This is a genomic window from Vicinamibacterales bacterium (assembly GCA_035699745.1).
In the GTDB taxonomy this organism is placed as follows: domain Bacteria; phylum Acidobacteriota; class Vicinamibacteria; order Vicinamibacterales; family 2-12-FULL-66-21; genus JAICSD01.
In genome coordinates this window covers 17,062-39,649 of the sequence record DASSPH010000088.1, presented here as the reverse complement: position 1 = coordinate 39,649, position 22,588 = coordinate 17,062, and the positions used below count along the sequence as shown (strand labels likewise).

Below are 22,588 nucleotides of genomic sequence, written 5' to 3'. Positions count from 1 at the left end.
ATGTACTCGATCGCCGCGCCCGTGTCAGCCGGTTTGCGCCCGCGCCACCTCCGCGCCGATCTGCCGCACCACGTCGGGCAGATCGAACGGCTTTCTGACGATCAGCGCGTCGTACGGGGCCGGCGGCGCTTCATGCCTGTCGGTGGTCATCAGCACGAAACGGCACTCGGGCGCGACAGCGCGCAGCTGGCACAGCAGTACGGCCGCCGGGCAATCGTGGAGCCGCGAGTCGATCACGATGACCGCAGGATGCGGTCTCACCCGGGCGAGCAGGAGCGCTTCCGTGGAGGTGGACGCGGTGTCCGCGACGAACCCCGCCTGCCGCAGACCGGTCGCAAGCGACCAGCAGACGAGCGCCTCATCGTCGATCACAAGGACGCGGCCGGGAAATTTCGCGGCGACGATGTGAAACTTTCCGCGGGTGACGGGCGGCATCATGACGATTGGCTCCGGAAACCGGTGATGCCGCGTCAACCGAGCAAGAAGGGGGCCGCGCCCTCTCAGTCCGCCGGCGCCGCCGGCAGCGTGACCCGCGCGATCGCCCCGCCCCCTTCGCGCGGCAGCAGCACGATGGTGCCGTTCTGCAGCGTGATCAGGCGGCGCACGATCGCCAGACCGAGCCCGGTGCCGCTCTTCTTCGTCGTGTGGAACGCCTGAAACAGCTGTTCCGGTTCGGTGTCGCCGAACCCCGTCCCGCGATCGAGCACGTCGATCCGGCAGGCGGCGCCGTCCGACGCGATCTCCACCTCGACCGGCGCGGTCGATCCGGACTGGCACGCGTTCATCAGGAGGTTCAGCAGCACGGCGCGGAGCATCTCCCGGTCGGCGAGCGCCATGACCGTGCTCTCGGGAATGCGGATCCCGGGATAGTTGCCCTTCATCCCCGCCTCGGTGCTGGCGACGGCATCGATCGTCACGGCGCGCACGTCGACGCGCTCGACCTTCGGCGAGCGCGGCCGCGCGAAGCGAAGGATGTCCTCCACCTTCGCGTTCAACGTGTCGAGCCGCGCGATCATCGCCTCGATGACCCGGCGGTCGTCCGGCAGCGTCGCGGCGCGCGACTGCAGCACCTGCAGCGATCCCTTCACGCCGGCGAGCGGGTTGCGCACTTCGTGCGCGACGACGGCGGCGAACTGACCGAGCTGGGCCAGCGCCGCCTGATCCGCGAGCTGCTGCTCCATCGCCTTGCGCTGGGTGATGTCGCTGCGGATCGCCAGGTACTGCCGCGGCTTGCCCTCGGCGTTCAGCAGCGGCACGATGGTCGTGTCCACCCAGTAGATCGATCCGCTCTTCGCCCGGTTGCGCAGCTCGCCCCGCCACACCTCCCCCTGCGCGATCGTCCGCCACAGGCCGCGGATGAACTCCTTCGGGTGGTAGCCGGAGTTGACGATGCGGTGATCCTGGCCGATCAGCTCGCCGCGCGAGTACTCCGAGATCTCGCAGAACTTGTCGTTGACGTACGTAATCACGCCGCGCTGATCGGTGATGGCCACGATGGCCGCCTGGTCGAGGGCGTAGCGGATCTGTTCGAGGAGCCGGAGGGAATCGTCGTCGGGCATCGCGTTATGGAGTCAGCGAGAGGCCGAACTTTTCGATCCGGTAGCGAATCTGATCCCGGTTGAGGCCGAGCAGCGCCGCCGCCTTGGTCTGATTTCCGCCGGCCCGGCGCAGCGCCTGCGCCACCAGGCTGCGCTCCAGCGCTTCCAGGTCCACTCCCGAGGCGGGCAATTCGAACGCGTCGCCGCCCGCCGCGCCCGGGTTGAGGACGCCGAAGTCCTGCACCTCGAGCCGCTGCCCTTCCGCGAGCAGCATCGCCCGCTCGACGACGTTGCGCATCTCGCGAACGTTGCCGGGCCAGCCGTAGTTCCGCAGCAGCGTCTCCGCCGCCGGACTGACGCCTTTGATCTTCTTCTTGAACTCCGTGTTGAAGCTGTCGATGAAGAACCGCAGCAGCACCGGGACGTCGTCGGCGTGCTCGCGCAGCGGCGGCAGCCTGATCGGCAGCACGTTGAGGCGGTAGTAGAGGTCGCTGCGGAACCCGCCCTTGGCGACCTGCTCCTCGAGATTGCGGTTGGTCGCGGCGACCACCCGGACGTCGACGCGGATGTCGGAGGCGCCGCCGACGCGCTTGAAGCACTTCTCCTCGAGGAAGCGCAGCAGCTTCGCCTGCAGCGCCGGCACCATCTCGCCGATCTCGTCGAGGAAGACGGTGCCCCCGTCGGCGCTCTCCAGCAGCCCGCGCTTCTGCATCCGCGCGTCGGTGAAGGCGCCGCGCTCGTGCCCGAACAGCTCGCTCTCGAGCAGCTGCTCGGGCAGCGCCGAGCAGGTGATGTTCATGAACGGCCGCGGCGCGCGCCCGCTGCTGTAATGAATCGTCTTCGCCACCAGGTCCTTGCCGGTGCCGCTCTCGCCGGTCAGCAGCACCGTCGACGCCGGGCTGGCGGCGACCTTGGCGACGAGCTGCCGCAGGTTCTCCATCGCGGCCGACTCGCCGACGATGGCGCGCAGGCTGTACGGCCGCGCCTCGTTCTCGCGCAACTGCTTCACTTCGCGCCGCAGCTGCGTCGTCTCGAGCGCCCGCGCGACGATCGCCGCGACCTCGTCCAGGTTGAACGGCTTGTTGGCGAAGTGGAACGCGCCCAGCTTCATCGCCTCGACCGCGGCCTCGACGCTGACGAACGACGTGAGCAGGACGACGAGCACGTCCGGCTCCAGACTCTTCATCTGGCGCAGCAGCGTGAGCCCGTCGGTGTCGGGAAGGCGGTAGTCGAGCAGGACGAGGTCGACGCCCTCCTTGAAGATTTCCATCGCGTCCGCGCCAGTGCCCGCCTCGCGAATGGTGTAGCCGTCTGTCCTCAGCCGTTCGCGCAGCGACCAGCGGATCAGGTCTTCGTCGTCGACGACGAGGATGGTGGCGTGTGTCATGTCCGATCGAGTATGCCAAAAAGCGGTGCGGGGAATTTCCCGCGCAGCGGGGAATAGTCCTCATGCCGGCGTTCGCCGACGAGGTGGGATCGGCCGGGAATCCCCGAAAAACCGCGAATTCGCCGCGGCACGCCCGTTGCCCTTGAAGGCCCGCGAACCGATTAACCAGCGAGGCTTTCATCATGAGAAACGGGTATTCATATGTCCTGCGGACCGCGGCGGCGGCGATGGCCGCGGGGTTCATGCTTGCCGCAGCGCCGGCGGCCGCGCCGAGCGATCCGCTCGGGCTCGGCGCCGCACGGCTCACCATCGCGGGCACCTCGAACATCCACGACTACACCGCCACCACCACTGCGATTCGCGTGACGCGCGTCCAGCTCGGCGCGCTTCCGGCCGGCGAGCTGCTCGACAACGCGTTGAAGCCGGGCGTGGTGGAGGCGTTCGAGGTCGCGATTCCGGTGAAGTCGCTGGCGTCGCAGAAGGACGGCCTCGACAAGAACATGCACAACGCGCTCAAGGCCGCCGAGCATCCGGAGATCACGTTCAAGCTGCTGCGCTTCGAGAATCGTCCGGCGCCGGCCACCGGCCTGCGGGCCATCGGCGTGCTGCGCGTCGCCGGCGTCGATCGACAGGTCGCGATCGACATCACCACCGAACGCAAGGAAGCCACGCTCGTCGTCAAGGGAACCCTGGCGCTGCTGATGACGGACTTCGGCATCGCGCCGCCGAAGGCCATGATGGGCATGCTCAAGACCGATCCCAAGGTCACGATCACGTTCGACGTCGCGCTTGCCGCCAATCTCACGTAGTCCGCATTCATTCGACACATACGAGGTCATGATCATGAAATCGACACTTCGTCTTGCTACCGCCCTGACCGTGCTGCTGGCCGCCGCTCCGGCCGCCGCGCAGCAAGGGCCGGCGGAATCCGCGCCTCCGGCCACCGTGCCGGCGGCGACGGTTCCCGCCGCCACCGACCCCGCCGCGGCTCCGGCCAAGACCGAGGAGCAGGAAGCGGAAGCGTCCTGGAAGAAGGGACGCACGATGCGCATCCAGTACCTGCGCCCGCTGGACAAGCGCGGGCTCAACGTCTTCGAGACCACGAAGGAACCCGGGGCGGAGTTCAAGGGCTTCGCGATGGACTTCGGGGCCGCGTTCACGTCGCAGCTGCAGGACCTGAAACACGAGAACCGCGCGCTGCCGAACATCGTGAACGGCGTCGACGCGAACAAGCTGCAGACCATCGGGTTCGGCTTCAACAACTCGACCGCCAACGCCGTGCTGCACGCGCAGCTCGCGCCTGGCATCCGCGTCCAGCTCACCAGCTACCTCTCGGCCCGGCACCACAACGAGACGTGGGTGAAGGACGGCTACATCCAGATCGACAAGTCGCCGATCGACCTCGCGCCGCTGAAGATGCTGTTCGAGATCGCCACGGTGCGCATCGGCCACATGGAGATCAACTACGGCGACGCGCACTTCCGCCGCAGCGACAACGGCAACGCGATGTACAACCCGTTTGTCGGCAACTACATCCTCGACGCCTTCACCACCGAGATCGGCGGCGAGGTCTACCTGAAGGTCAACGGGCTGATCGCGATGGGCGCGGTGACCGCGGGCGAGCTGCGCGGCACGGTGCTCACGCCCGACCAGCGCGGACCGTCGCTCATCGGCAAGCTGGGCGTCGATCGGCAGCTCAACGACAAGCTGCGCGTGCGGCTGACCGGCTCGCTGTATCAGGCAAACAAGGCGATGAGCAACACCCTCTACAGCGGCGACCGCGCCGGCTCGCGCTACTACTGGGTGATGGAGAACACGGCGGCGACCGAGACGGCGAACTACACCTCGGGGGCGCTGAATCCCGGCTTCAAGAACAAGGTGCGGGCCTTCCAGCTGAACCCGTTCGTGAAGTTCGGCGGATTCGAGCTGTTCGGGGTGGTCGAGCGCGCCAACGGCAAGACGGCCGCCGAAGCGGCCGACCGGGTGTGGAAGCAGTATGCGGCCGACGCCGTCTACCGGTTCCTGCCCGACGAGGCGGCGTATGTCGCGGTCCGCTACAACAAGGCGACCGGCGCGCTGGCGGGGATCGCCGGTGACGTGGGCGCCAACCGGTGGCAGGCCGGCGGCGGCTGGTTCGTGACTGCCAACGTGCTCGCCAAGGCGGAGTACGTGACGCAGAAGTACACCGGCTTCCCGCTGACCAACATCCGGAACGGCGGCCGGTTCAACGGGTTCATGCTCGAAGGCGTCGTGGCCTTCTAGTTCGGAGACACGCCATGGTCCTCGTCGTCGCTGCCACGCTGGTTGTCGCCCTGACCGGGGCCATGGAAGGAGCCGGACCGGCGCCGAGCGTCACCGTCCGCGAAGAGCGCGGGGTGTATTCGGTGTCGGCCCGGTTCCACGTCGCGCAGCCGCCGGCCGTCGCGCTGGCGGTGCTGACCGACTACGAGAACATTCCCCGCTTCCTGCCCGACGTGACCTCCTCCGTGGTGCGCGAGCGGTCCGTCGCGCACGCCGTGGTCGAGCAGGAAGCGGTCTCCCGCATGATGATGTTCTCGAAGAAGGTGCACCTCCTGCTGGAGATCACCGAAGAGGGGAACGCCATCCGCTTCCGCGATCGCTCGGGACGCAGTTTCGAGAGATACGAGGGGTCCTGGCGCGTCGCCGCGCGCGGCCGCGGCAGCGACGTCACGTACGAGCTGACCGCGAAACCGGGGTTCGAGGTCCCCGACTTCATTCTGCGGCGGCTGCTCAAGCGCGACTCGACGCGCACCATCGAGCGCCTCGCCGCCGAGATCACCACGCGCGGGACTCTACTTACGACCCAGGTCCAGCGCGATCCACCGCTCGATCGCGGCAATCGCCTGTTCGTCCCGTAGCTGGGTGGCCAGCGGCGGCATCTGCGAGGATGGCCGCCGCGAGCGCATGCGCGCCAGGATCGCGCTGGCGTCCGGCTCCAGCGCATTCAGCATCCGGCTCGCCCCTTCCGGCTGTCCCGGCACCTGCCACGTCGTCGCGAACAGCAGCATCCGCGCCACCACGTCGTCGCCGTCGCTGACGTCGCTGTGCTTCAGCGACGGACCGGTGAAGCTGGTTCCGCCCGTTGGGTTGTGGCACGTGCCGCAGTTCGCCGCCAGGTAGCCGAGCACCGATCGCGTCCGCGGGCTGGCGGCGCGAATGCGCGGCGGGGCGGCGACGAGCTCGGGCCGGGCGGGCGAGAGCCGCCCCTCCTGCTCGAGCGTCGCCAGCGTGATCATCCCCGGCGCGAGCGGCTCGCCGTGGATCGCGTCGGGGTCGCGATCGGTCGAGAGCTGCAGCGCGTTGAACCCGAGCGGGCCGCTGCGCGTGGTGCCGTGGCAGGCCTGACAATCGATCTCTCCGGGGATGTCGTGGCGCTTGCCTCCGCCGAGGTCGGCGGCGCCGGGGATTCCAGTGGCGGGTGCCAGTACAGCATCGGTCTGCTCCTCATTCCACGCGTAGGTCGCGAAGATCCAGCGGTCCGCCGCGGCGCGCCAGATGAGGCGCGTCTCGACCTTGCGGCCGTTGAACGTGAACTCCTTCCAGAACTTCGTGCCGACCGGGAATTCCCAGTCGGCCGGGTTCGTGGTGTCGATGGTGGTACCCGCCGGCAGGTAAACCCAGCGCGCCTTCGCGGCGCCGTCCGACCAGAGCGGATACTGCGGGGAGAACCGGCGGACGCCGCGCGCTATCGCGCCGGGGCGGCTCGCCTCCCACAATCCGGTCTCGCTGAGCAGCGCGGGCGCGCAGGGTTCCTGCTCGACGCTGCGAACCGCGGCGTGCAGCGCGCCGACCCAGACGAGGGCCAGTCCGATCGTCGCTGCGCGCGTTCTGTGGTTCACAGTTGCTCCTGGATTTCCAGATTCCCAAATTTCCAAATTTCCAAATCCGCTCTACTTCGCTTCGGGCGGATCGATCGGGGCCGGCACGCGGTTCTTCACGGGCGCCAGCGACTGCAGATACGCGAAGATGCTCTTCAGGTCCTCGTCGTTGGCTTTGCCGATCATCTTCACCGGCATCGGCGGCAGGATCGGGCGGCCTTTTCCCTGGTGCCGGCCGGTGCGCAGGGTCGCGATGAACATCTCCTCCGTCCACTTGCCGAGGCCGGTCTCGGGATCGGGCGTCAGGTTGGCGGTGAAGCTCACGCCCCACGGCCCGGCGAAGGCGGTGTTGGTCGCGGCGCCATGCCAGATCCACGGGCCGGACGCGGCGGGCGGCGGCGGCATCACCATGTCCTGGGGATGGCCGGTCAGCGCGCGCGTCATGTCGGGCTCGGGCCCCTGGGCGCCCATCTTCCACGGCGTGTGGCAGTCGTTGCAGCCCATCATCCCGACCAGGTAGGCGCCGCGCTCCACGCGCGCCTTCTTCTGCTCCGGCGACACGGTCGCGGTCCCCTGCCCTTCGGCGGCAACCGCGCGCAGCATCGCGCCCGAGAACAGCGCTATTCCGAGAACCGTCAGCTGCGTCGTCAGTCGAGTGCGTTTCATTCGGTGTGACCTCGTTGGTTGATGACCTCGAAATCGTAAAGGGGGATACGAAGGCGGGAACCTAAACAATCCTTACGGCCTCCTTAAGAGAACCTGCACGAATCCTAAAAAGACCTTAAACGTCGATATACTCGTGGCATTTCAATGATCGACGGGGCTCTCGCCGCCTTCCTGCAGGAGGGTGTCGGCATACACATCGCGACGCGGAACGAGGCGCTGCAGCCGAACGGTGCCCGGGCGGTCGCCGTGCGGGTCGAACCTGACGGCGAGCATCTGATCGTGTATGTCGCGCGCGTCGCCGCGGCGCGGATTCTGCCGGACCTCGAATCGAACGGTCAGGCGGCGGTCGGATTCGGCCGGCCGGTGGACGATCGCGCGTGCCAGGTCAAGGGAGTCTTCGTCGGCGCGCGCGAGGCGACGGAGGAGGAGCGGCCGCAGGTGCTCGCGCAGTGGGACGGCTTTCTCGCCAGCCTCGAGAAGATCGGCATTCCCCGTGCGGCGACGCGGACGTGGGTCACCTGGCCCGCGGTTGCGATCCGGCTCCGCGCCAACGCATTGTTCGACCAGACCCCGGGACCCGGCGCAGGGGCGCCGCTCACATGAACGTCACCCTCGAATCGCTGGCGACCTGCTTCCAGGGGATCCTGCCGGCGCAGCTCTTCACCTGCTCGGCCGACGGCATTCCCAACGCGGCGTATCTCAGCCACGTCGAGTACGTGGACGACTCGCACGTCGCGCTCTCGTTCCAGTTCTTCAACAAGAGCCGGCGCAACGTTGCCCACAATCCGCGGGCGCTCGTCATGGTGCCCGATCCCGACACCGGGCAGGGCTGGCTGCTGCGCGTGCGGTTCGTGCGCTCGGAAACCGAGGGACCGCTGTTCGAGCAGATGGCGCTCAGGATCGAGGCGATTGCGTCGTACTGCGGCTTGAAAGGCATTTTCAAGCTGCGCGCCGCCGACGTCTACGAAGTGCTGTCGATCGAGCGGGCGCCCGAGGAGGCGGGCGCGCCGTCGAAGGGCATCGACCAGGATGCCGCGGCGCTGATGGGCGCCGTCTTCACCACCAAGGCGCTGCAGGATCTGGCGATCCAGATCAACCACGCCGATACCCTCGACGCGCTGGTGGATGCAATCCTGCGCGGCCTCGACGAGAGTCTCGGGTTCAAGCATTCGGCCATCCTGGTCCCGGCCGAGGAACCCGGCGTGCTGGTGACGATTGCGACGCGCGGCTATCCGGAGAACGGCGCCGGCGCGGAGGTCCGCTTCGGCGAAGGCATCGCCGGTCTGGTCGCGGAAGCGCGCAAGCCCATCCGCATCTCGGGGCTGATGCGCGGCATGCTGTACGCGTTTGCGATGCACAAGGACGCGGCGGATCGGAGCGCCGGCCTTCAGCGGCGGCGCATTCCGATGCCGGGCCTCGCGAATCCCGAGAGTCAGTTGGGCGTCCCGCTGCTGGTGCGCGGCGAGCTGGTCGGCGTGCTCACGCTCGAGAGCGACATGCCGTACCGGTTCCACGCCGAAGACAAGGCCTCGATCGAGCTGCTCGGCAGCTACCTGGCGATTGCGATTCAGAACATGCAGCTGCAGGAGCGCACGGCGGAGCCCGCCGACGCGCCGGCGCACGCGCCCGCGCGCCGCGGCGTCCGCGCCGCGTCCCGTCCGGCCGAACCGGCGGCGCGCCGCGACATCGTCTACTACGCGGCCGACGAATGCATTCTGCTGGACGGGGAGTACCTGATCCGCAGCCTGCCGGCCAAGATTCTGTGGCGGCTGCTGACGGAGCGCGAGACGACCGGACGTCAGGAGTTCACCAACCGCGAGCTGCGGCTCGACAAGTCGCTGAATCTGCCGGACTGGAAGGACAACCTCGAGAGCCGGCTGCTCCTGCTCCGGCGAAGACTGCAGCAGAAATCACCCGACATCCGCCTCGTCCCGCGAGCCCGAGGCCGCTTCGCGCTCGAATTGGGCTGCGAGGTGAGCCTGAGCGTGCGTCCCTGAGGACGGCCGGCGGCGTACGCTCCGACGCGAAGAACACGAAGGCCACAAAGATCGCTAAGAAGACGTGTGGGCTCTTTGTGCTCTTTGTGATCTTCGTGCCGGCGCGCGAGCCGTGGGCCGTTTCGGTCGCTCGTGAAAACGTCACCTTCATCCGCCTCGTCCCGCGAGCCCGAGGCCGCTTCGCGCTCGAATTGGGCTGCGAGGTGAGCCTGAGCGTCAGACCGTGAAATGAGCGACTGAAACGCGCCGACGGCTCGCTTCGCAACAAGGCACAAAAGGCAGGAAGGCACGAAACGGATCAGGACCAAACCTGGTTGTGCTTCGTGCCTCTGTGACTGCGTGCCTTGCTGCGCAGCGTGCGGTGTCCGGTCAGTCGCTCATCTCAGAAAGTCACCTTCACCGCCAGCTGCACCTGGCGCGGATCGCCGACGCCCTGGCGGAGGAAGCCGTCGAAGTTGAACAGCGCCGGCGTCGAGAGCGGGTTCACGTTGTTGGCGTTGTTGAACGTGTTGAACATCTCGAGGCTCGGGATGATGCGCACGCTGGCGCCGGCGCGGAATGGCCGCTGCAGGCGCCAGTCCAGCGAGAAGTACTCGTTGTCCTTGCGATCCCAGTTGCGGCCGCGATCGGTGTTGTTGAGGACGCGCGGCGAGCTGGTGATCGGCTGCGCGGTGCGCCCCTGCATCCGGATGTTGACCAGCAGGTGCCGCGGCAGCTCCGCATAGGCGAAGAAGTTGAACTTGTGGCGGATGTCGCGGTCCGACGGGCCGTAGTCCAGGCTCAGATCGTAGAAGTTGAACGACCGATCGGTGAACGGATCCCGCTCGTTCGAGTCGTCGTCTTCGTCCTTGGCCAGGACGTAGTTGGCCTCGAGCTGATAGCGCTGTGAGAAGCGCTTGCGGATGCCGGCCGTCAGTCCGCGATAGAGCCCGCGCCCGCGGCTGGTGGTGACGAAGACGTCGCTGAGCCGCGGTTCGAACGGGTTGCCGCCCGTGTATGTCGTGGCATCCCGCGTCGCCGGTTGCGACGCCGCGGGCGCCGTCCCGTGAGCGTTGTAGTTCAGGAACCGTGTCAGGTTCACCCCCTTCGCGACGGTGAAGTCGAGGTAGGCCGCGACGGACGGCGCGAGCTCGCGCTCGAAGCCGCTCGAGAAGTTGTAGATCCGCGGGTTGCGGTAGTTGCGGTCGAACACGCGGACGCCGGTGAACAGCGGGAACGTCCCCGCGGGCACCGCGCTCGGCGCGAGCAGGTTCGGCCAGACCGGCATGTCCGCGAAGGCGGTGAAGCTCGAGTCGCGGAAATCGCTCTTCTGCTGGATGCCGTTGGTCGTGACCGACCCGACCTGGCTGAGCATGTTCTGCCGCGCGTAATAGACGCCGGCGGATGCGCGCAGCAGCGTGCGCCCGTCCTGATTGACGTCCCAGGCGAATCCGGCGCGCGGCTGGAACTGCTTCCATTGATCGGGGATCGTGCCGTTCGACGGAAACCGCGGATCGTTCAGCAGGTGCGCGTACGCGGTCGTCGACGGATCGACCGTGTCCGGCATCAGCTGCGCGTCCCAGCGCAGCCCGTAGTCGATCGTCACGCCGCCGCCCGCCTGCCACTTGTCCTGGATGAAGAGCGAGAACTCCTCATTGTTGATGTCGGACGCTCCCGCGGCATCGCGCGCCACGCCGTCGGGGCTGCTGCTCTGCAGATAGAAGAGCAGCGGGCTCACCGTGGCGCTCGCGCCTGCAGGACAGGGCGACGGCGCCGTGACGAACCCACCGTTCGAGCAGCCTACCGTGAAGGGCCCGAACCCGCCCGGCGCTGCCGGCGAGGCATATCGCAGGAAGCCGGCCACGCTGTCGAAGATGTAGCGCCCTTCGAAGAACCCGCGGAACACCTGCGCGTTGTTCGAGTGCATCCATTCGGCGCCGGCTTTCATCGTATGGCGGCCGCGGATCATCGACAGGTTGTTCTTGAACTGGAACCGCTGCATCAACTCGTCGACGTTGGGCCCGAGGAAGAACGGGTTGCCGAACCGGAACGTCGGCCCGAAGCCCATCGCCGTATCGGCCGGCACGTTCGAGTCCACCGCCGAACGCGGCCGCGACTCGCGCGAGTAGGTGAAGTGGAACTCGTTCAGCCGCGTCGGCGACAACGTCGTGAACAGGTTCAGGTTGGCGACGTTGATCTTCGACGGCCCCTCGATGCCATTGGCCGAATTGCCGTAGGTGGCGACGTCGAACGTCTGGTTCTCGTTGCGCGAATAGTTGAAGTTATAGGACGCAGAGAGGTTCGTCGACGGTGAAACGCTCCAATCCAGCTTGGTCAGCAGCCCGTTGTTGTTGATGGCGTGCCTCACCGGCTGCCCTTCCTCCTGGCCGCGCGTCGTCCGGAAGAAGTTCAGCAGCGCAACGCGCTGGCAGTCGGGGTTCGCATTGATCAGGGCTTCGTTGGCGGTGATCGTCGGCGCCGCCACCGGGCACGGCGTGCCGATCGGCACCGACAGGTTCGGCCGCTCCAGCTTCTCCCGCACGCCTTCGAGCGCCAGGAAGTAGAACGCCCGATCCTTGATCAGCGGGCCCCCGACGGTGCCGCCGAACTGCTCGCGATGGAAGTCCTTCAACGTCTGCCCGTCCGAGGTGTGCGACGTGAGCCCCTCGATCCGCTGATAGTGGAACAGGCTGCCGGCGAGCGTGTTGGTCCCCGACTTCGTGATTACGTTGACCACACCGCCCGCCGTCCGCCCGAACTCCGCGCTCGCGCCGGAGGCGATCACCTGGAACTCCTTCACCGCGTCGAGCGTGATGTCGATCGCGGCGCGCTGCCCGCCCGCCTGCTCGCCGAAGAAGCCGTTGTTGTAATCCCCGCCGTCCAGGCTCACGTTGTTGAACACGCCGCGCTGGCCGGCAAACGTGATTTCGTCGCCGTCCGGCCCCTGCACGATGCTGACCCCCGGGGTGAGCGTCAGCAGGTCCTCGAACTTGCGCCCGAGAATCGGCGTCGTCGCGATCGTCGTCTGATCCAGCGTCGTCGACGCCGCCGTGCGGGTGCGTTCGATCGCCGACGCCTGTGTGCTCACCGTGATCGTCTCGGAGAGGCTCGACAGCTTCATCGACGGTGCGAGGTGGATGGCTTCGCCGACCGTCGCCCGCACGTCCTCCATCACCAGGGTCGCGAAGCCCTGCAGCTTGAGCGTCACCCGGTAGCGGCCGGGCGGCAGCTGCAGCGCGACGAAGCGCCCTTCGCGATCGGTGGTCAGCTCACGAACCAGGTTGGTGTCGGTGTTGCGGATCTCGACGGCGACCCCCGGCAGGACCGCGCCGCTGGCGTCGAGGACGGTCCCATCGATGACCGCCGTGGTGATCTGGGACTGCGCTCCGAGGGGAAGCGCCGAACCCAGAAGGAACAGGGCCCCACAGAGTGCGCGCAGGATGACCATCGAACCTCCTGCGCGCATCCTAAGGGAAATCCCGCCGCGCGGCGAGGACGATCTACTTCCTGGGCACGAGCTTGAGAATCCGCCCGGGCTGATGATCCGTGATCGCGTAGATCGCGCCGTCCGGCCCTTGCCGCACGTCGCGGATGCGCTCCTTGTTCTCCTTGAGGAGCCGCTCCTCGCCGGTGACTTTCTCACCCTGCACGTCGAGACGCACGATGTTGGTCGTTCCCAGGCCGCCGATGAACAGGCTGTTGCGCCACTGCGGGAACAGATTCCCGGTGTAGAAGAACATTCCGCTCGGCGCGATGACCGGGTCCCAGTAATAGAGCGGCTGCTCCATGCCTTCCTTCTGCTGGATGCCGCCGGTGATCGGCCCGCCCGCGTACTCGATGCCGTAGGCGATCGTCGGCCAGCCGTAGTCCTTCCCCTTGCGCGCGATGTTCAGCTCGTCGCCGCCGCGCGTGCCGTGCTCCACCTCCCACAGCTCGCCGGTCGTCGGGTGCAGCGTCGCCGCCTGGATGTTGCGGTGGCCGAACGACCAGATCTCGGGACGCACGCCCGGCTTGCCGGCGAACGGGTTGTCTTTCGGAATCGTGCCGTCCGCGTTGATCCGCACGATCTTGCCGAGCAGGCTGTCCATCTGCTGCGCCTGCATCCGTCCCGGCGTGATCGACCGGTCGCCCTGCGTCACGAACAGCGTCCCGTCGCGGTTCCACACCAGGCGGCAGCCGAAGTGCAGCGTCGAGTTCATCGACGGCTGCTGGTGGTAGATCGTCTGCACGTCGTCCACGCGCGGCTGCGCGCCGTCGACCAGCTTGCCGCGCGCGACCGCGGTGTTGTTCGTGCCCGCCTCCGCCGCCGGTTCCGAGTAGCACCAGTAGATCGTCCGGTCCTGCCCGTAGCGCGGACTGAGCGAGACGTCGAGCAGGCCCCCCTGGTTGCGGCCGTCCACCGTCGGCAATCCCGCGACCGGCGGCGACAGCGTGCCGTTCGCCGCCACGATCCGCAGCGCGCCGGTGGGCTTCTCCGTGACCAGCATCCTGCCGTCCGGCAGGAAGGTCAGCCCCCAGGGCTTGTTCAGCCCTTCGGCGACCGTCACGACGTCGAACGCGACGTTGGTCTTGCGCTCGGGCGCGCGCGTCTGGCCGGGGAACGCCGGCTTCTGGTTGGGGGCGTTCGGCGGGCGCGGATCGACGCCGGGCCACTTCTCTTCGGCGGTCTTCTCCGCTGCGGGCGGCTGGGGCGGCTGCTGTGCCGGCGTTGTCTGAGGCACGACGCCGGGGAGCAGCAGAGCTACGGTCACGAATGCGGTCATCTTCATGACCGGAATCTTATCCAACTTCCCCCGGCGGCACGCCGCTACTTCGTCTTCGATTCCTCCGCGATGCGCGCTTCCAGCCGGGACGCGGCCCCGCGGGCGTACGCGCGGCAGCCGTTCGGATCGACGAAGGGATCGGGCGACGTCTGCCGGCGGCGCGTCTGCACCTTCGCATCCATCCCGGTGCCGGAGGGATGGACGCTGAGAATGATGTCGCAGGGCAGCGCGGCGATCTTCTCGATCGACCTGCGGAACGACTCGACGATCGACGGTGTGCCCCTGCCGCCGCTGAACCGGAAGCCCTCCGCCGACACCGCATTCAGGCTGTCGGCGTAGACGATGTCGTAGCAGGTGGCGCCTTCGCACGACCGCCAGCTCCAGGTGGTGGCGCCGGGCGTATGGCCGGGGGTCAGATGCGCGGTAATCGCGAGATCGCCGACGCGCAGCGTCTCACCGTCGCGGACGGCGCGAACGTTCTTGACGGCGGGGAAGGCATTCGCGGCGCGTCCGAACGCGAACTGCGGATCGTCGGCCGTCGGTTCTCCCTGCTCCAGCGCGCGCTTGCCGGCGGCGCTGGCGGCCACCGCCGCGCCGCTCGCGCGCTGCAGCGCCGCGATCCCGCCGCCGTGATCGTAGTGCGCGTGCGAGTTCACGATCAGCCGGATGTCGCCGGTCCTGAAGCCAAGCTTCCGGATGCCGGCGTCGATCTGCGGCGCCGTCTGCGGCAGGCCGCCGTCGAGCAGGATCGAACCGCCGCCGCCGGTGATCAGCACCGCCGACACGTCACTGGCGCCGACGTAGTACGTGTTGCCGAAGACCTTGAACGGCTCGTACGGCTTGTTCCACGCGTCGCAGTCGGCGCAGGTGTGCGGGGGATCCGGTTGCAGCGTTGCGGAGGACTGGGCCAGCACGGCGAGCAGCGCGCCCGCCACAACCACGGGTTTCATGATCACGAATGGCTCCAACGATTCTTCAGTTCGCCCGGACCGCGCCGGTGTATACAAGCGTGCTCAGGAGGTGCTCCCATGAAGACGGTCACCAGCCGACCTGCGGTCATTTCCGGCGCGGCGCGTGAGCGCGTCCCCGAGTTTCTCATTGTGGAATACCAGCTGACAACGGAATCGCTGCTGAAGAACGAAGAATCGGGCGAGCGCCGCGCCGCATTCTTCCTCACCCTGGCGGGCGCGGCCGGTGCGGTCCTGGCCTTCGCCTTCGATGGCGATCAACCCGTGTTCGAGCGCGCGCGCCTGGCTCCCGCCGTCGTCGTCGTCGGTACCGTCGTGCTGCTGTTTGGATGGATGACGGTCATCCGGCTGATCGAACGGCAGGTCACGACCGACAAGCTGATCTTCGCCCTCCGCGACCTGCGGCGGTTGTTCATCAGCCGCGCCGACGCCGCGATTGCGCCCAACGCATTCCTGCAGCCGTACGGCGACCCGCCCGGGCGGTCGCTGAAGACCTTCAGCCTGGCACGCGGCGGCTGGCTGGAAAGTGTGGAGGCGGTGAACGCGGTCATCTGTTTTGCCATTGTCGGCGGCGCGATACGATGGTGGCGCCCCGACGCCGGCTGGTGGCCGCTGGTCGGTGCGGCCGGAGCGTTCATCATCTGGTGCCTTCAGAAACAGACCGTGAAGACGCGAATGACGACCGAGAAGATGACATGCATTCGAGCGGCGGACGAGAGGCAGCGTCTGACGCTGGATTCCGCCGTCGAGCCGGTCTGATGTGGGAGTACCGTCTGATCTGGACCGGTGAGGCGCCGTCGTGGTGGGATGCGGCCTGGCGCGCCGGCGAAGCCGCGCTTCGCCGCCACGGCCGCACACCGGAGACCCGGCCTGACACGTATCTGGTTCTCGCCGACCGTCCCGACGTCGGCCTCAAGACCCGCGGCGCCGGCGGCGAGTTCGAGGCGAAGCTGCGGCATCAGAGCGAACTGGGCTGGGAACTGTGGGAGAAGATCCCGTTCTTCCGATGGGACGATCTCGAGATCACCCGCTTCTCCGTCGCGCTGCAGCAGCCGCTGCCGCAGCGCGTCGAGGCCGCGACGCCGGTCGATGGCGTCAAGGCCGCGCTCGCCGCGATGGGCATCGCGGTGCGCGAGGTCACCGTCGCAAAGACGCGCCTGCAGACGCGAGCCGGCGAGCTGCTTCCGGCGCTCGGGCGCGAAGCAGCGGATCCCGGATGGCTGGCCGAGCTGGTGGAGATCGAGGTGCCGGGGAAGCCGGCCGCCCGCTCGCTCTGTTTCGAGGCGATGCGCAGTTCAGGCGCGGCGCCGCCCGTCGCGCATCGTGAGCTGGCGCGCAACGCCGGCTATCCCGCGTATCTTGCCGGCGCCTCGTGAGGTTCGCCCCGGGGTCGCGCGGACGGCTGACGGGCCGCGATCGCGATCGCTTTGCCGGCGGCGGTGTATTCGACAGGATCGGACGCGCCGTCTGTGAGGCCGGCTGTCTGCCGCGCAAGGAGCTGTACGAGGCCTGGGAGGTGGCCCGGCGCGCGCGGCGGCTGTTCCGCGGAGGGCGCGTCGTCGATCTCGGGTCGGGGCACGGGCTGCTCGCGCAGGTGCTGCTGATCCTCGACGACTCGTCGCCGGCCGCCATCGCGATCGACAAGTCGCAGCCGCCCTGCGCCGCGCGCGTGCACGAAGCGCTGACCGCCGTGTGGCCCCGCCTGGCCGGGCGCGTGACGTTTCTCGAGGGCGATCTGGCGTCGGTGCGGATCGCGCGGGACGACCTCGTGGTGTCGAGCCACGCCTGCGGGCGGCTCAGCGACGTGGTGATCGACCAGGCATCGGCCGCCGGCGCGCGCCTGGCGCTGATGCCGTGCTGCCACGACTTCGGCGCCTGCGACGCCGGGTCGTTTTCGGGCTGGATGGATCGCGCCCTGGCGATCGACGCCGCCCGCGTGGTCCGCCTCGAGTCGCGCGGCTACCGCGTGTGGACGCAGACGATCCCGGCGGAGATCACGCCCAGGAACCGCCTGCTGCTCGCGTGCCGCTGACCGCCTGACGGTCTCCGCCTCAACGATTGAATGGCCGTTCCTGGATCCAGTTGAAGCCGCGGCTCACCAGGAGGAACTTCTCGCGCGGCTGCAGCCGCATGTCGAAGCGGACCTGGTGTCCGTCCATGTTGCCGTCGAGGATCAAACGGTCGGGCCCCGGCCGCTCGATCGCGAACGCGGCAAAGGGGACGTCGGGAGCGCTGTCGACCGTGAGCTGCTTGACGCCGTCGTCGATCTTCACGCCGTAACCGACGAACGTGTCGTCCATCCGCTGGAACGACATCGACGCCGGGTTCTGGAAAATCAGCCGCCGCCAGCGCCCGTGATCGCCGACCAGCGCGGAGCGCACGACGCCATCGACCTTCATCTCTTCGACGTTCCAGATGCCATAGAGCGGCGATTTCGGCGCCCCCGCGCCGAACCGCGACCAGCTCTGGTTCGCCTCGTAGACATTCATGCCGACGATATACGCGCCGAACGCCAGTTGAAGACCGACCGCGATCCGGCGCGCGCGCGTCCCGCGGAACAGAGGCGGCTGCGTCGACGGCTCCGCGGTCCTGTTCAGCACCAGCACCCGGATCAGCCGCCGCGCTTCCGGCGCGACGAGCGCCAGCGACATCAGCAGCAGATGGAACGAGAAGAGCTTCACCGGGACGTCGTAGGTCATGTTCAGCGTGAAGATCTGCACCGAGTCCGCCATCGTGATGAGCGCCCCCACCAGCGACAGCTGCGGAATGAACAGCAGCACGCCGCCCGCCAGCTCCATGAAACCGGCGAACCGTTCGTACGCGGGCGACGCGCCGATCGAGTACCAGAGCACCCCCATCGGCGAAAAGTTTCCGAACGGTTCCACCAGGCGCTGCAGAGACGGATACGGCATCTGCAGCGGCATCGCCTTCACCATCCCGTAGCTCACCATCGTCGCGCCGACCGCGAAGCGCAAGGACAGGTGAAACCACTTGTGCATGCCGGCGTAGCTCGCGCGGCGGCGATCGAGAACCGACCACAGCACCGTTCCCGCGGCGGCGGCGGCCAGCAGCACGAACGCCTGGATCCAGTCGACGGTCCTGTCGCCGCTGCCCGTGGCGGTCGTGAGGTACGGGCGGCTCACGCGGAACACGCTGGTGGCGGTGTAGACCACGACCGGCTTCATGTAGCCGGTGGCTCCCAGATCCGGCAGCGGCAGGTTGACGATGCCGTTGAGCATCTGCGTGGTGAGGACGTAGAGGCTGAAGTACAGAAAGGACAGCCGGAAGGCGATCCGCGTCGCCAGCCGCCAGCGGACCGGCGGCGCTGCAGGCGCGGACCGCGGCGCCGGCGCCGGTGCGGCGTCCAGAACTGCGAGATCTGCAGGAGCTTCGGCGAGCATGCCGCGCATACTACACCTCTCCGGTACGGTAGGATCCCGCATGCGCTGGCTCGTGACGCTCGTTCTTGCGGCAGCCGCGGCGTCGTGCCGCACGGCGGGCGGAGGAGGTCCGGCCATCGTCCAGCCCGGCGCCCCCGGCGAGGCGAGCAGGATCGTCAACGCCGAGCAGGCGCGCGATCTGTCCCGAGTGCAGTTCACCGCCGCGGACGTGAAGTTCATGCAGGGCATGATTCATCACCACTCGCAGGCGATCGACATGGTGAAGCTGCTGGAGACGCGCACGCAGAGCGACGACATGAAGCGCTTCGCGCTCCGCATCCAGGTTTCCCAGGACGACGAGATCAAGACGATGCGCCGCTGGCTCGAGGCGCGGGGCCAGGAGGTTCCGGGCGAGCACGCGCATCACCAGCCCGGCGCGCCGATGATGCCCGGGATGCTCACCGCCGAAGAGATGTCCCGCCTCGCTGCCGCGAAGGGCCCTGAATTCGACCGGTTGTTCCTCGAGGGAATGATCAAGCACCACGCCGGCGCGCTGACCATGGTGCGGGAGCTGTTCAACACGCCAGGAGCGGGCCAGGACTCCGAGATCTACGCCTTCGCCTCGGACGTGGACGCCGATCAGCGCATGGAAATCGAACGGATGGGCGCGATGCTCGCAATGATGAAGGAGCCACAGTAATGAAACGGTTTGCCGCCAGCCTCCTTGCCGTGTCAGCGGTGACGCTGGCGATCTCGATCGACGGCCGCGCGCAGGACAAGCCGGCCCCCCCCGCGCCGCCGCCGTCGACCGATCCGCGCGCCAACCTGAAGCCCGGCTTCCGCGACGCCGGACAGGTCGCCCGCAACATGGAGCTCGTGTCGACGATGCCGAAGCCGCCGGGGTTCTTCGATCCGAAGGCGCCTGCAGGGTTGCCGATGCCGGCCCGCACGGGCCGCGGCGGCGCCGCGAGCGGCACGGCGGGCGCGGCAGCCGAAGCGCCGGCGCAGCCGCAGACCGGACCGGAGCCGAATCCGCCGGCCACGCGTCCGCCGCAGCCGCAGCAGGGACAGGGACTGAACTTCTCCAACTCCGACATCGCGTTCCGCCGCGCCGACATGTTCCTCGGCAACTTCAACGGCTTCAATACCTACGACATCGAATCGCCGAAGAAACCGCGCCTGCTGGCGTCCGTCGTGTGTCCCGGCGGCCAGGGCGACATGTCGATCTACGGCAACCTCCTGTTCATGTCCGTCGAGCAGACCCGCGGCCGGATCGACTGCGGCACGCAGGGGGTGACCGAAACGGTGAGCGCGGAACGCTTCCGCGGCGTCCGCATCTTCGACGTCAGCGACATCACGAAGCCGAAGCAGATTGCCGCCATTCAGAGCTGCCGCGGTTCACACACCCACACGCTCGTCGTCGATCCCGACGACAAGGCGAACATCTACGTGTACGGGTCCGGCACCGGCGCGGTGCGCTCCGGCGAAGAGCTGGAAGGCTGCTCGAACAAGGGCCCGAACGAAGATCCGAACACCGCGCTCTTCAGCATCGACGTCATCAAGGTGCCGCTCGCCGCGCCGGAGAAGGCGGCGATCGTGAACCGGCCGCGCATCTTCGCGGACCCGAAGACCGGGGCCATCTCGGGCCTGTGGCAGGGCGGCAGCCACGGCGAAGGCACGCAGACCTCGCGGCTGACCAACCAGTGCCACGACATCACCGTGTTCCCCGAGGTCGGGCTGGCCGCGGGCGCGTGCTCCGGGAACGGCATCCTGCTCGACATCTCGGACCCGGTGAACCCGGTGCGTCTCGATCAGGTGGTCGACAAGAACTTCGCCTACTGGCACTCGGCGACCTTCAACAACGACGGCAGCAAGATCGTGTTCACCGACGAGTGGGGCGGCGGCACCCAGCCGCGCTGCCGCGCGACCGATCCGCCGACCTGGGGTGCCGACGCGGTCTTCGACATCGTCGACAAGAAGCTGAAGTTCGGCGGCTACTACAAGCTGCCGGCGCCGCAGACCGACAAGGAGAACTGCGTCGCGCACAACGGCTCGATCATCCCGGTGCCGGGGCGCGACATCATGGTGCAGGCGTGGTACCAGGGGGGCGTGTCGGTGTTCGACTTCACCGACTCGGCCAGGCCGTTCGAGATCGCGTACTTCGACCGCGGGCCGATTGACGAGAAGAACCTGATCACCGGCGGCTACTGGTCCACCTACTGGTACAACGGCCGGATCTACGGATCGGAGATCTCGCGCGGCATCGACATCTTCCGGCTCACCCCGAGCGAGTTCCTGACCCAGAACGAGATCGACGCCGCCTCCGCCGTCCGGCTGGACACGTTCAACGCGCAGATGCAGCCGAAGGTCGTGTGGCCGCCGACGCCCGCGGTGGCGCGCGCCTATCTCGATCAGCTGAATCGCACGAAGGCGCTGGACCCGGCGCGCGCCGCGGCGGTGAAATCGGCGATCGACAAGACCGAGAAGGGGACGCCGAACAAGACGGCGATCGATCAGCTCGACACCCTGGCGCAGCAGCTCGAACGCGACGCCGCGTCGGCCTCCGGCAGGGATGCCGATCGCATGAAGGCGCTCGCCGGCACGCTGAAGGGGCGCGCAGAGCGACTGCGCAAGTAAGACCGAAGACGGAAGACCGAAGACGAAAGACGAGAAAGCGGCGAGCATCCTTGAGTACTTCCGCTTTCGGTCTTCCGTCTTCCGTCCTCGATCCGCCGGTTTCGTTCAAATCGGCGCTCCGCCGCATCGGGCCGGGGCTCGTCCTCGCGTCCGCCATCGTCGGCTCGGGGGAAGTGATCGCCACCACCACCCTCGGCGCGCAGGTCGGGTACGTGGCGCTCTGGATCGTCCTCGTCAGTTGCGCCATCAAGCCCGTGGTCCAGGCGGAGCTCGGGCGCTACACCATCGTCACCGGCAACACGGGCCTCGAAGGCTTCAACGCGGTGCCCGGACCGCGCGCCGGCGTCAGCTGGCTGGTCTGGGCGTGGGCGATCACCGTGACGATGACGCTGCTGCAGGTCGGCGGCATGTACGGCGGCGTCGCCCAGGTGCTCAACGCGATCATCCCCGCGCTGTCGGTGGGCGTCTGGGTGGCGATCTGTCTCGCGATCACCCTGGCGCTGCTGCTCGGCGGCGGCTACGCCCGCATCGAACGCTTCGCGATGCTGAAGGTGGCGTTGTTCACGCTGATCACCGTGTTCGCCGCCGCGGTGCTGATCCGGCGCCCCGGCGCGGTCTCGATGTCGGACCTCGGGCAGGGGCTGAGTCTGCAGCTTCCGGCGGCGGGACTGATGACGGCGATTGCCGTGTTCGGCATCACCGGTGTCGGTGCAACCGAGCTGGTGATGTATCCCTACTGGTGCGTCGAGAAGGGGTACGCGCGGTTCGTCGGCCCGTACGAATCGAACGCCGCGTGGGTGGCGCGGGCCCGCGGCTGGATTCGCGTGATGCACCTCGACATCACGTGCTCGCTCGCCATCTACACGATGGCGACCGTCGCCTTCTACCTGCTCGGCGCCGGCGTGCTGCACACCGCCGGCGTGGTTCCGGCCGCGAGAGACACCGTCGCGGTCCTGTCGCGGATCTACACCGAGACGCTCGGCGGCTGGGCTCTGTGGGTGTTCTACGTCGGCGTCGTCATCACGCTCTACGGCACCATCTTCGCGGCGACGGCGGCACACTCGCGCATGATGGCGGACGTCGTCCGTCTCCTCGGCGTCTACCAGCGGGACGACGCGGCGGCGCGGGTGAAGTGGCGCAACCGGTTCGTCGTCGTGCTGGCAGCGGTGCCGGCATTGTTCTTCTGGCTGTTCGAGTCGCCGGTGCGGATGGTGGTGGCCGGCGGCGTGGCCCAGGCGATGATGCTGCCCCTCATCGGCGTTGCCGCGATCTACGTGCGCCACACCCGGCTGCCGCGCGAGCTGCAGCCGTCGGCGTTCACGACCGCGGCGCTCTGGATCTCGACCGCGGTGATGTCCGGTTTCGCGGTCTACTACCTGACGTCCACGGTATTCGGCTGATCCGGGCCGCCCGGCGAATCCGTGGCGGTTGACA

At 68.0% G+C, this 22,588-nt stretch carries 20 protein-coding genes; 11 read left to right on the top strand and 9 right to left on the bottom strand.

The window, feature by feature from the left end; genetic code table 11:
* Nucleotides 1–24: 24 nt before the first annotated feature.
* From VFK57_21300 to VFK57_21290, 3 genes are all read right to left on the bottom strand, one after another.
* Nucleotides 25–435, bottom strand: coding sequence for a response regulator (locus VFK57_21300; GenBank protein ID HET7698266.1), 411 nt, complete (start codon nucleotides 433–435; stop codon nucleotides 25–27).
* Between the two features lie 65 nt (nucleotides 436–500).
* A complete protein-coding gene (locus VFK57_21295) occupies nucleotides 501–1,559 on the bottom strand; it encodes an ATP-binding protein (protein ID HET7698265.1) in 1,059 nt (352 codons plus the stop codon).
* A 4-nt stretch (nucleotides 1,560–1,563) separates the two neighbouring features.
* Nucleotides 1,564–2,925 (bottom strand): sigma-54 dependent transcriptional regulator, encoded by a 1,362-nt coding sequence (locus tag VFK57_21290; GenBank protein ID HET7698264.1) that lies wholly within the window; start codon nucleotides 2,923–2,925, stop codon nucleotides 1,564–1,566.
* 182 nt (nucleotides 2,926–3,107) lie between these two features.
* Here VFK57_21290 and VFK57_21285 point away from each other — a divergent pair, with 182 nt between their 5' ends.
* The 3 genes from VFK57_21285 to VFK57_21275 are packed head-to-tail and all read left to right on the top strand — an operon-like array spanning nucleotide 3,108 to nucleotide 5,804.
* Nucleotides 3,108–3,734 (top strand): YceI family protein, encoded by a 627-nt coding sequence (locus VFK57_21285; protein ID HET7698263.1) that lies wholly within the window; start codon nucleotides 3,108–3,110, stop codon nucleotides 3,732–3,734.
* 34 nt (nucleotides 3,735–3,768) lie between these two features.
* On the top strand, nucleotides 3,769–5,187 hold the full coding sequence (locus tag VFK57_21280; protein HET7698262.1) for a hypothetical protein: 1,419 nt from the start codon (nucleotides 3,769–3,771) through the stop codon (nucleotides 5,185–5,187).
* Nucleotides 5,188–5,201: 14 nt separating this feature from the next.
* A complete protein-coding gene (locus VFK57_21275) occupies nucleotides 5,202–5,804 on the top strand; it encodes an SRPBCC family protein (protein HET7698261.1) in 603 nt (200 codons plus the stop codon).
* Here the strand turns inward: VFK57_21275 and VFK57_21270 are convergent.
* Nucleotides 5,739–6,785: a hypothetical protein gene (locus tag VFK57_21270; GenBank protein ID HET7698260.1), complete on the bottom strand. Its 1,047-nt coding sequence runs from the start codon at nucleotides 6,783–6,785 to the stop codon at nucleotides 5,739–5,741. The genes VFK57_21275 and VFK57_21270 overlap by 66 nt on opposite strands.
* 51 nt (nucleotides 6,786–6,836) lie before the next feature.
* Entirely contained in the window at nucleotides 6,837–7,430 is a 594-nt protein-coding gene (locus tag VFK57_21265) for a hypothetical protein (GenBank protein HET7698259.1), read from the bottom strand.
* A 144-nt stretch (nucleotides 7,431–7,574) separates the two neighbouring features.
* Between VFK57_21265 and VFK57_21260 the strand changes: the two genes are divergently transcribed.
* Both VFK57_21260 and VFK57_21255 read left to right on the top strand, forming a co-directional pair.
* Nucleotides 7,575–8,033 (top strand): hypothetical protein, encoded by a 459-nt coding sequence (locus VFK57_21260; protein HET7698258.1) that lies wholly within the window; start codon nucleotides 7,575–7,577, stop codon nucleotides 8,031–8,033.
* Nucleotides 8,030–9,427 (top strand): GAF domain-containing protein, encoded by a 1,398-nt coding sequence (locus VFK57_21255; GenBank protein HET7698257.1) that lies wholly within the window; start codon nucleotides 8,030–8,032, stop codon nucleotides 9,425–9,427. The genes VFK57_21260 and VFK57_21255 overlap by 4 nt, the downstream gene beginning before the upstream one ends.
* A gap of 382 nt (nucleotides 9,428–9,809) precedes the next feature.
* On the opposite strand, the gene VFK57_21250 is transcribed toward VFK57_21255, so the two are convergent.
* Genes VFK57_21250 through bla form a run of 3 tightly spaced genes read right to left on the bottom strand, consistent with a single transcriptional unit; the run spans nucleotide 9,810 to nucleotide 15,119 of the window.
* Complete coding sequence (locus VFK57_21250) at nucleotides 9,810–12,854, bottom strand: carboxypeptidase regulatory-like domain-containing protein (protein ID HET7698256.1); 3,045 nt, start codon at nucleotides 12,852–12,854, stop codon at nucleotides 9,810–9,812.
* A gap of 52 nt (nucleotides 12,855–12,906) precedes the next feature.
* The gene (locus tag VFK57_21245; protein ID HET7698255.1) at nucleotides 12,907–14,175 is read right to left on the bottom strand and encodes a PQQ-dependent sugar dehydrogenase; all 1,269 of its coding nucleotides are present in this window, start codon (nucleotides 14,173–14,175) and stop codon (nucleotides 12,907–12,909) included.
* Nucleotides 14,176–14,213: 38 nt separating this feature from the next.
* Nucleotides 14,214–15,119 carry a subclass B3 metallo-beta-lactamase gene (gene bla, locus VFK57_21240; GenBank protein ID HET7698254.1) on the bottom strand — a complete coding sequence of 302 codons (906 nt, stop codon included), beginning with the start codon at nucleotides 15,117–15,119 and terminating at the stop codon, nucleotides 14,214–14,216.
* 78 nt (nucleotides 15,120–15,197) lie between these two features.
* Here bla and VFK57_21235 point away from each other — a divergent pair, with 78 nt between their 5' ends.
* Genes VFK57_21235 through VFK57_21225 form a run of 3 tightly spaced genes read left to right on the top strand, consistent with a single transcriptional unit; the run spans nucleotide 15,198 to nucleotide 17,169 of the window.
* A complete protein-coding gene (locus tag VFK57_21235; GenBank protein ID HET7698253.1) occupies nucleotides 15,198–15,896 on the top strand; it encodes a hypothetical protein in 699 nt (232 codons plus the stop codon).
* Nucleotides 15,896–16,513, top strand: a complete 618-nt coding sequence (locus tag VFK57_21230; protein HET7698252.1) for a hypothetical protein — start codon at nucleotides 15,896–15,898, stop codon at nucleotides 16,511–16,513. The genes VFK57_21235 and VFK57_21230 overlap by 1 nt, the downstream gene beginning before the upstream one ends.
* The gene (locus VFK57_21225) at nucleotides 16,510–17,169 is read left to right on the top strand and encodes a methyltransferase (GenBank protein HET7698251.1); all 660 of its coding nucleotides are present in this window, start codon (nucleotides 16,510–16,512) and stop codon (nucleotides 17,167–17,169) included. Before VFK57_21230 ends, VFK57_21225 begins: the two co-directional genes overlap by 4 nt.
* Before the next feature lie 19 nt (nucleotides 17,170–17,188).
* Here the strand turns inward: VFK57_21225 and VFK57_21220 are convergent, their stop codons facing one another.
* Nucleotides 17,189–18,547: a hypothetical protein gene (locus VFK57_21220; GenBank protein HET7698250.1), complete on the bottom strand. Its 1,359-nt coding sequence runs from the start codon at nucleotides 18,545–18,547 to the stop codon at nucleotides 17,189–17,191.
* A 31-nt stretch (nucleotides 18,548–18,578) separates the two neighbouring features.
* Here VFK57_21220 and VFK57_21215 point away from each other — a divergent pair, with 31 nt between their 5' ends.
* The 3 genes from VFK57_21215 to VFK57_21205 are packed head-to-tail and all read left to right on the top strand — an operon-like array spanning nucleotide 18,579 to nucleotide 22,554.
* Nucleotides 18,579–19,217 carry a DUF305 domain-containing protein gene (locus VFK57_21215; protein HET7698249.1) on the top strand — a complete coding sequence of 213 codons (639 nt, stop codon included), beginning with the start codon at nucleotides 18,579–18,581 and terminating at the stop codon, nucleotides 19,215–19,217.
* Nucleotides 19,217–21,154 carry a hypothetical protein gene (locus VFK57_21210; GenBank protein ID HET7698248.1) on the top strand — a complete coding sequence of 646 codons (1,938 nt, stop codon included), beginning with the start codon at nucleotides 19,217–19,219 and terminating at the stop codon, nucleotides 21,152–21,154. Before VFK57_21215 ends, VFK57_21210 begins: the two co-directional genes overlap by 1 nt.
* A 50-nt stretch (nucleotides 21,155–21,204) precedes the next feature.
* Nucleotides 21,205–22,554, top strand: coding sequence for an Nramp family divalent metal transporter (locus VFK57_21205; GenBank protein ID HET7698247.1), 1,350 nt, complete (start codon nucleotides 21,205–21,207; stop codon nucleotides 22,552–22,554).
* Nucleotides 22,555–22,588: the final 34 nt, after the last annotated feature.

What these genes read in the sequence shown, in the direction of transcription:
- VFK57_21215 (HET7698249.1), top strand. Translation starts at nt 18,579, where the DNA reads ATGCGCTGGCTCGTGACGCTCGTTCTTGCGGCAGCCGCGGCGTCGTGC.
- VFK57_21295 (HET7698265.1), bottom strand. Translation starts at nt 1,559, where the DNA reads ATGCCCGACGACGATTCCCTCCGGCTCCTCGAACAGATCCGCTACGCC.
- VFK57_21280 (HET7698262.1), top strand. Translation starts at nt 3,769, where the DNA reads ATGAAATCGACACTTCGTCTTGCTACCGCCCTGACCGTGCTGCTGGCC.
- VFK57_21300 (HET7698266.1), bottom strand. Translation starts at nt 435, where the DNA reads ATGCCGCCCGTCACCCGCGGAAAGTTTCACATCGTCGCCGCGAAATTT.
- VFK57_21265 (HET7698259.1), bottom strand. Translation starts at nt 7,430, where the DNA reads ATGAAACGCACTCGACTGACGACGCAGCTGACGGTTCTCGGAATAGCG.
- VFK57_21290 (HET7698264.1), bottom strand. Translation starts at nt 2,925, where the DNA reads ATGACACACGCCACCATCCTCGTCGTCGACGACGAAGACCTGATCCGC.
- VFK57_21250 (HET7698256.1), bottom strand. Translation starts at nt 12,854, where the DNA reads ATGGTCATCCTGCGCGCACTCTGTGGGGCCCTGTTCCTTCTGGGTTCG.
- VFK57_21245 (HET7698255.1), bottom strand. Translation starts at nt 14,175, where the DNA reads ATGAAGATGACCGCATTCGTGACCGTAGCTCTGCTGCTCCCCGGCGTC.
- bla (HET7698254.1), bottom strand. Translation starts at nt 15,119, where the DNA reads ATGAAACCCGTGGTTGTGGCGGGCGCGCTGCTCGCCGTGCTGGCCCAG.
- VFK57_21275 (HET7698261.1), top strand. Translation starts at nt 5,202, where the DNA reads ATGGTCCTCGTCGTCGCTGCCACGCTGGTTGTCGCCCTGACCGGGGCC.
- VFK57_21235 (HET7698253.1), top strand. Translation starts at nt 15,198, where the DNA reads ATGAAGACGGTCACCAGCCGACCTGCGGTCATTTCCGGCGCGGCGCGT.
- VFK57_21260 (HET7698258.1), top strand. Translation starts at nt 7,575, where the DNA reads ATGATCGACGGGGCTCTCGCCGCCTTCCTGCAGGAGGGTGTCGGCATA.
- VFK57_21230 (HET7698252.1), top strand. Translation starts at nt 15,896, where the DNA reads ATGTGGGAGTACCGTCTGATCTGGACCGGTGAGGCGCCGTCGTGGTGG.
- VFK57_21220 (HET7698250.1), bottom strand. Translation starts at nt 18,547, where the DNA reads ATGCGCGGCATGCTCGCCGAAGCTCCTGCAGATCTCGCAGTTCTGGAC.
- VFK57_21210 (HET7698248.1), top strand. Translation starts at nt 19,217, where the DNA reads ATGAAACGGTTTGCCGCCAGCCTCCTTGCCGTGTCAGCGGTGACGCTG.
- VFK57_21285 (HET7698263.1), top strand. Translation starts at nt 3,108, where the DNA reads ATGAGAAACGGGTATTCATATGTCCTGCGGACCGCGGCGGCGGCGATG.
- VFK57_21255 (HET7698257.1), top strand. Translation starts at nt 8,030, where the DNA reads ATGAACGTCACCCTCGAATCGCTGGCGACCTGCTTCCAGGGGATCCTG.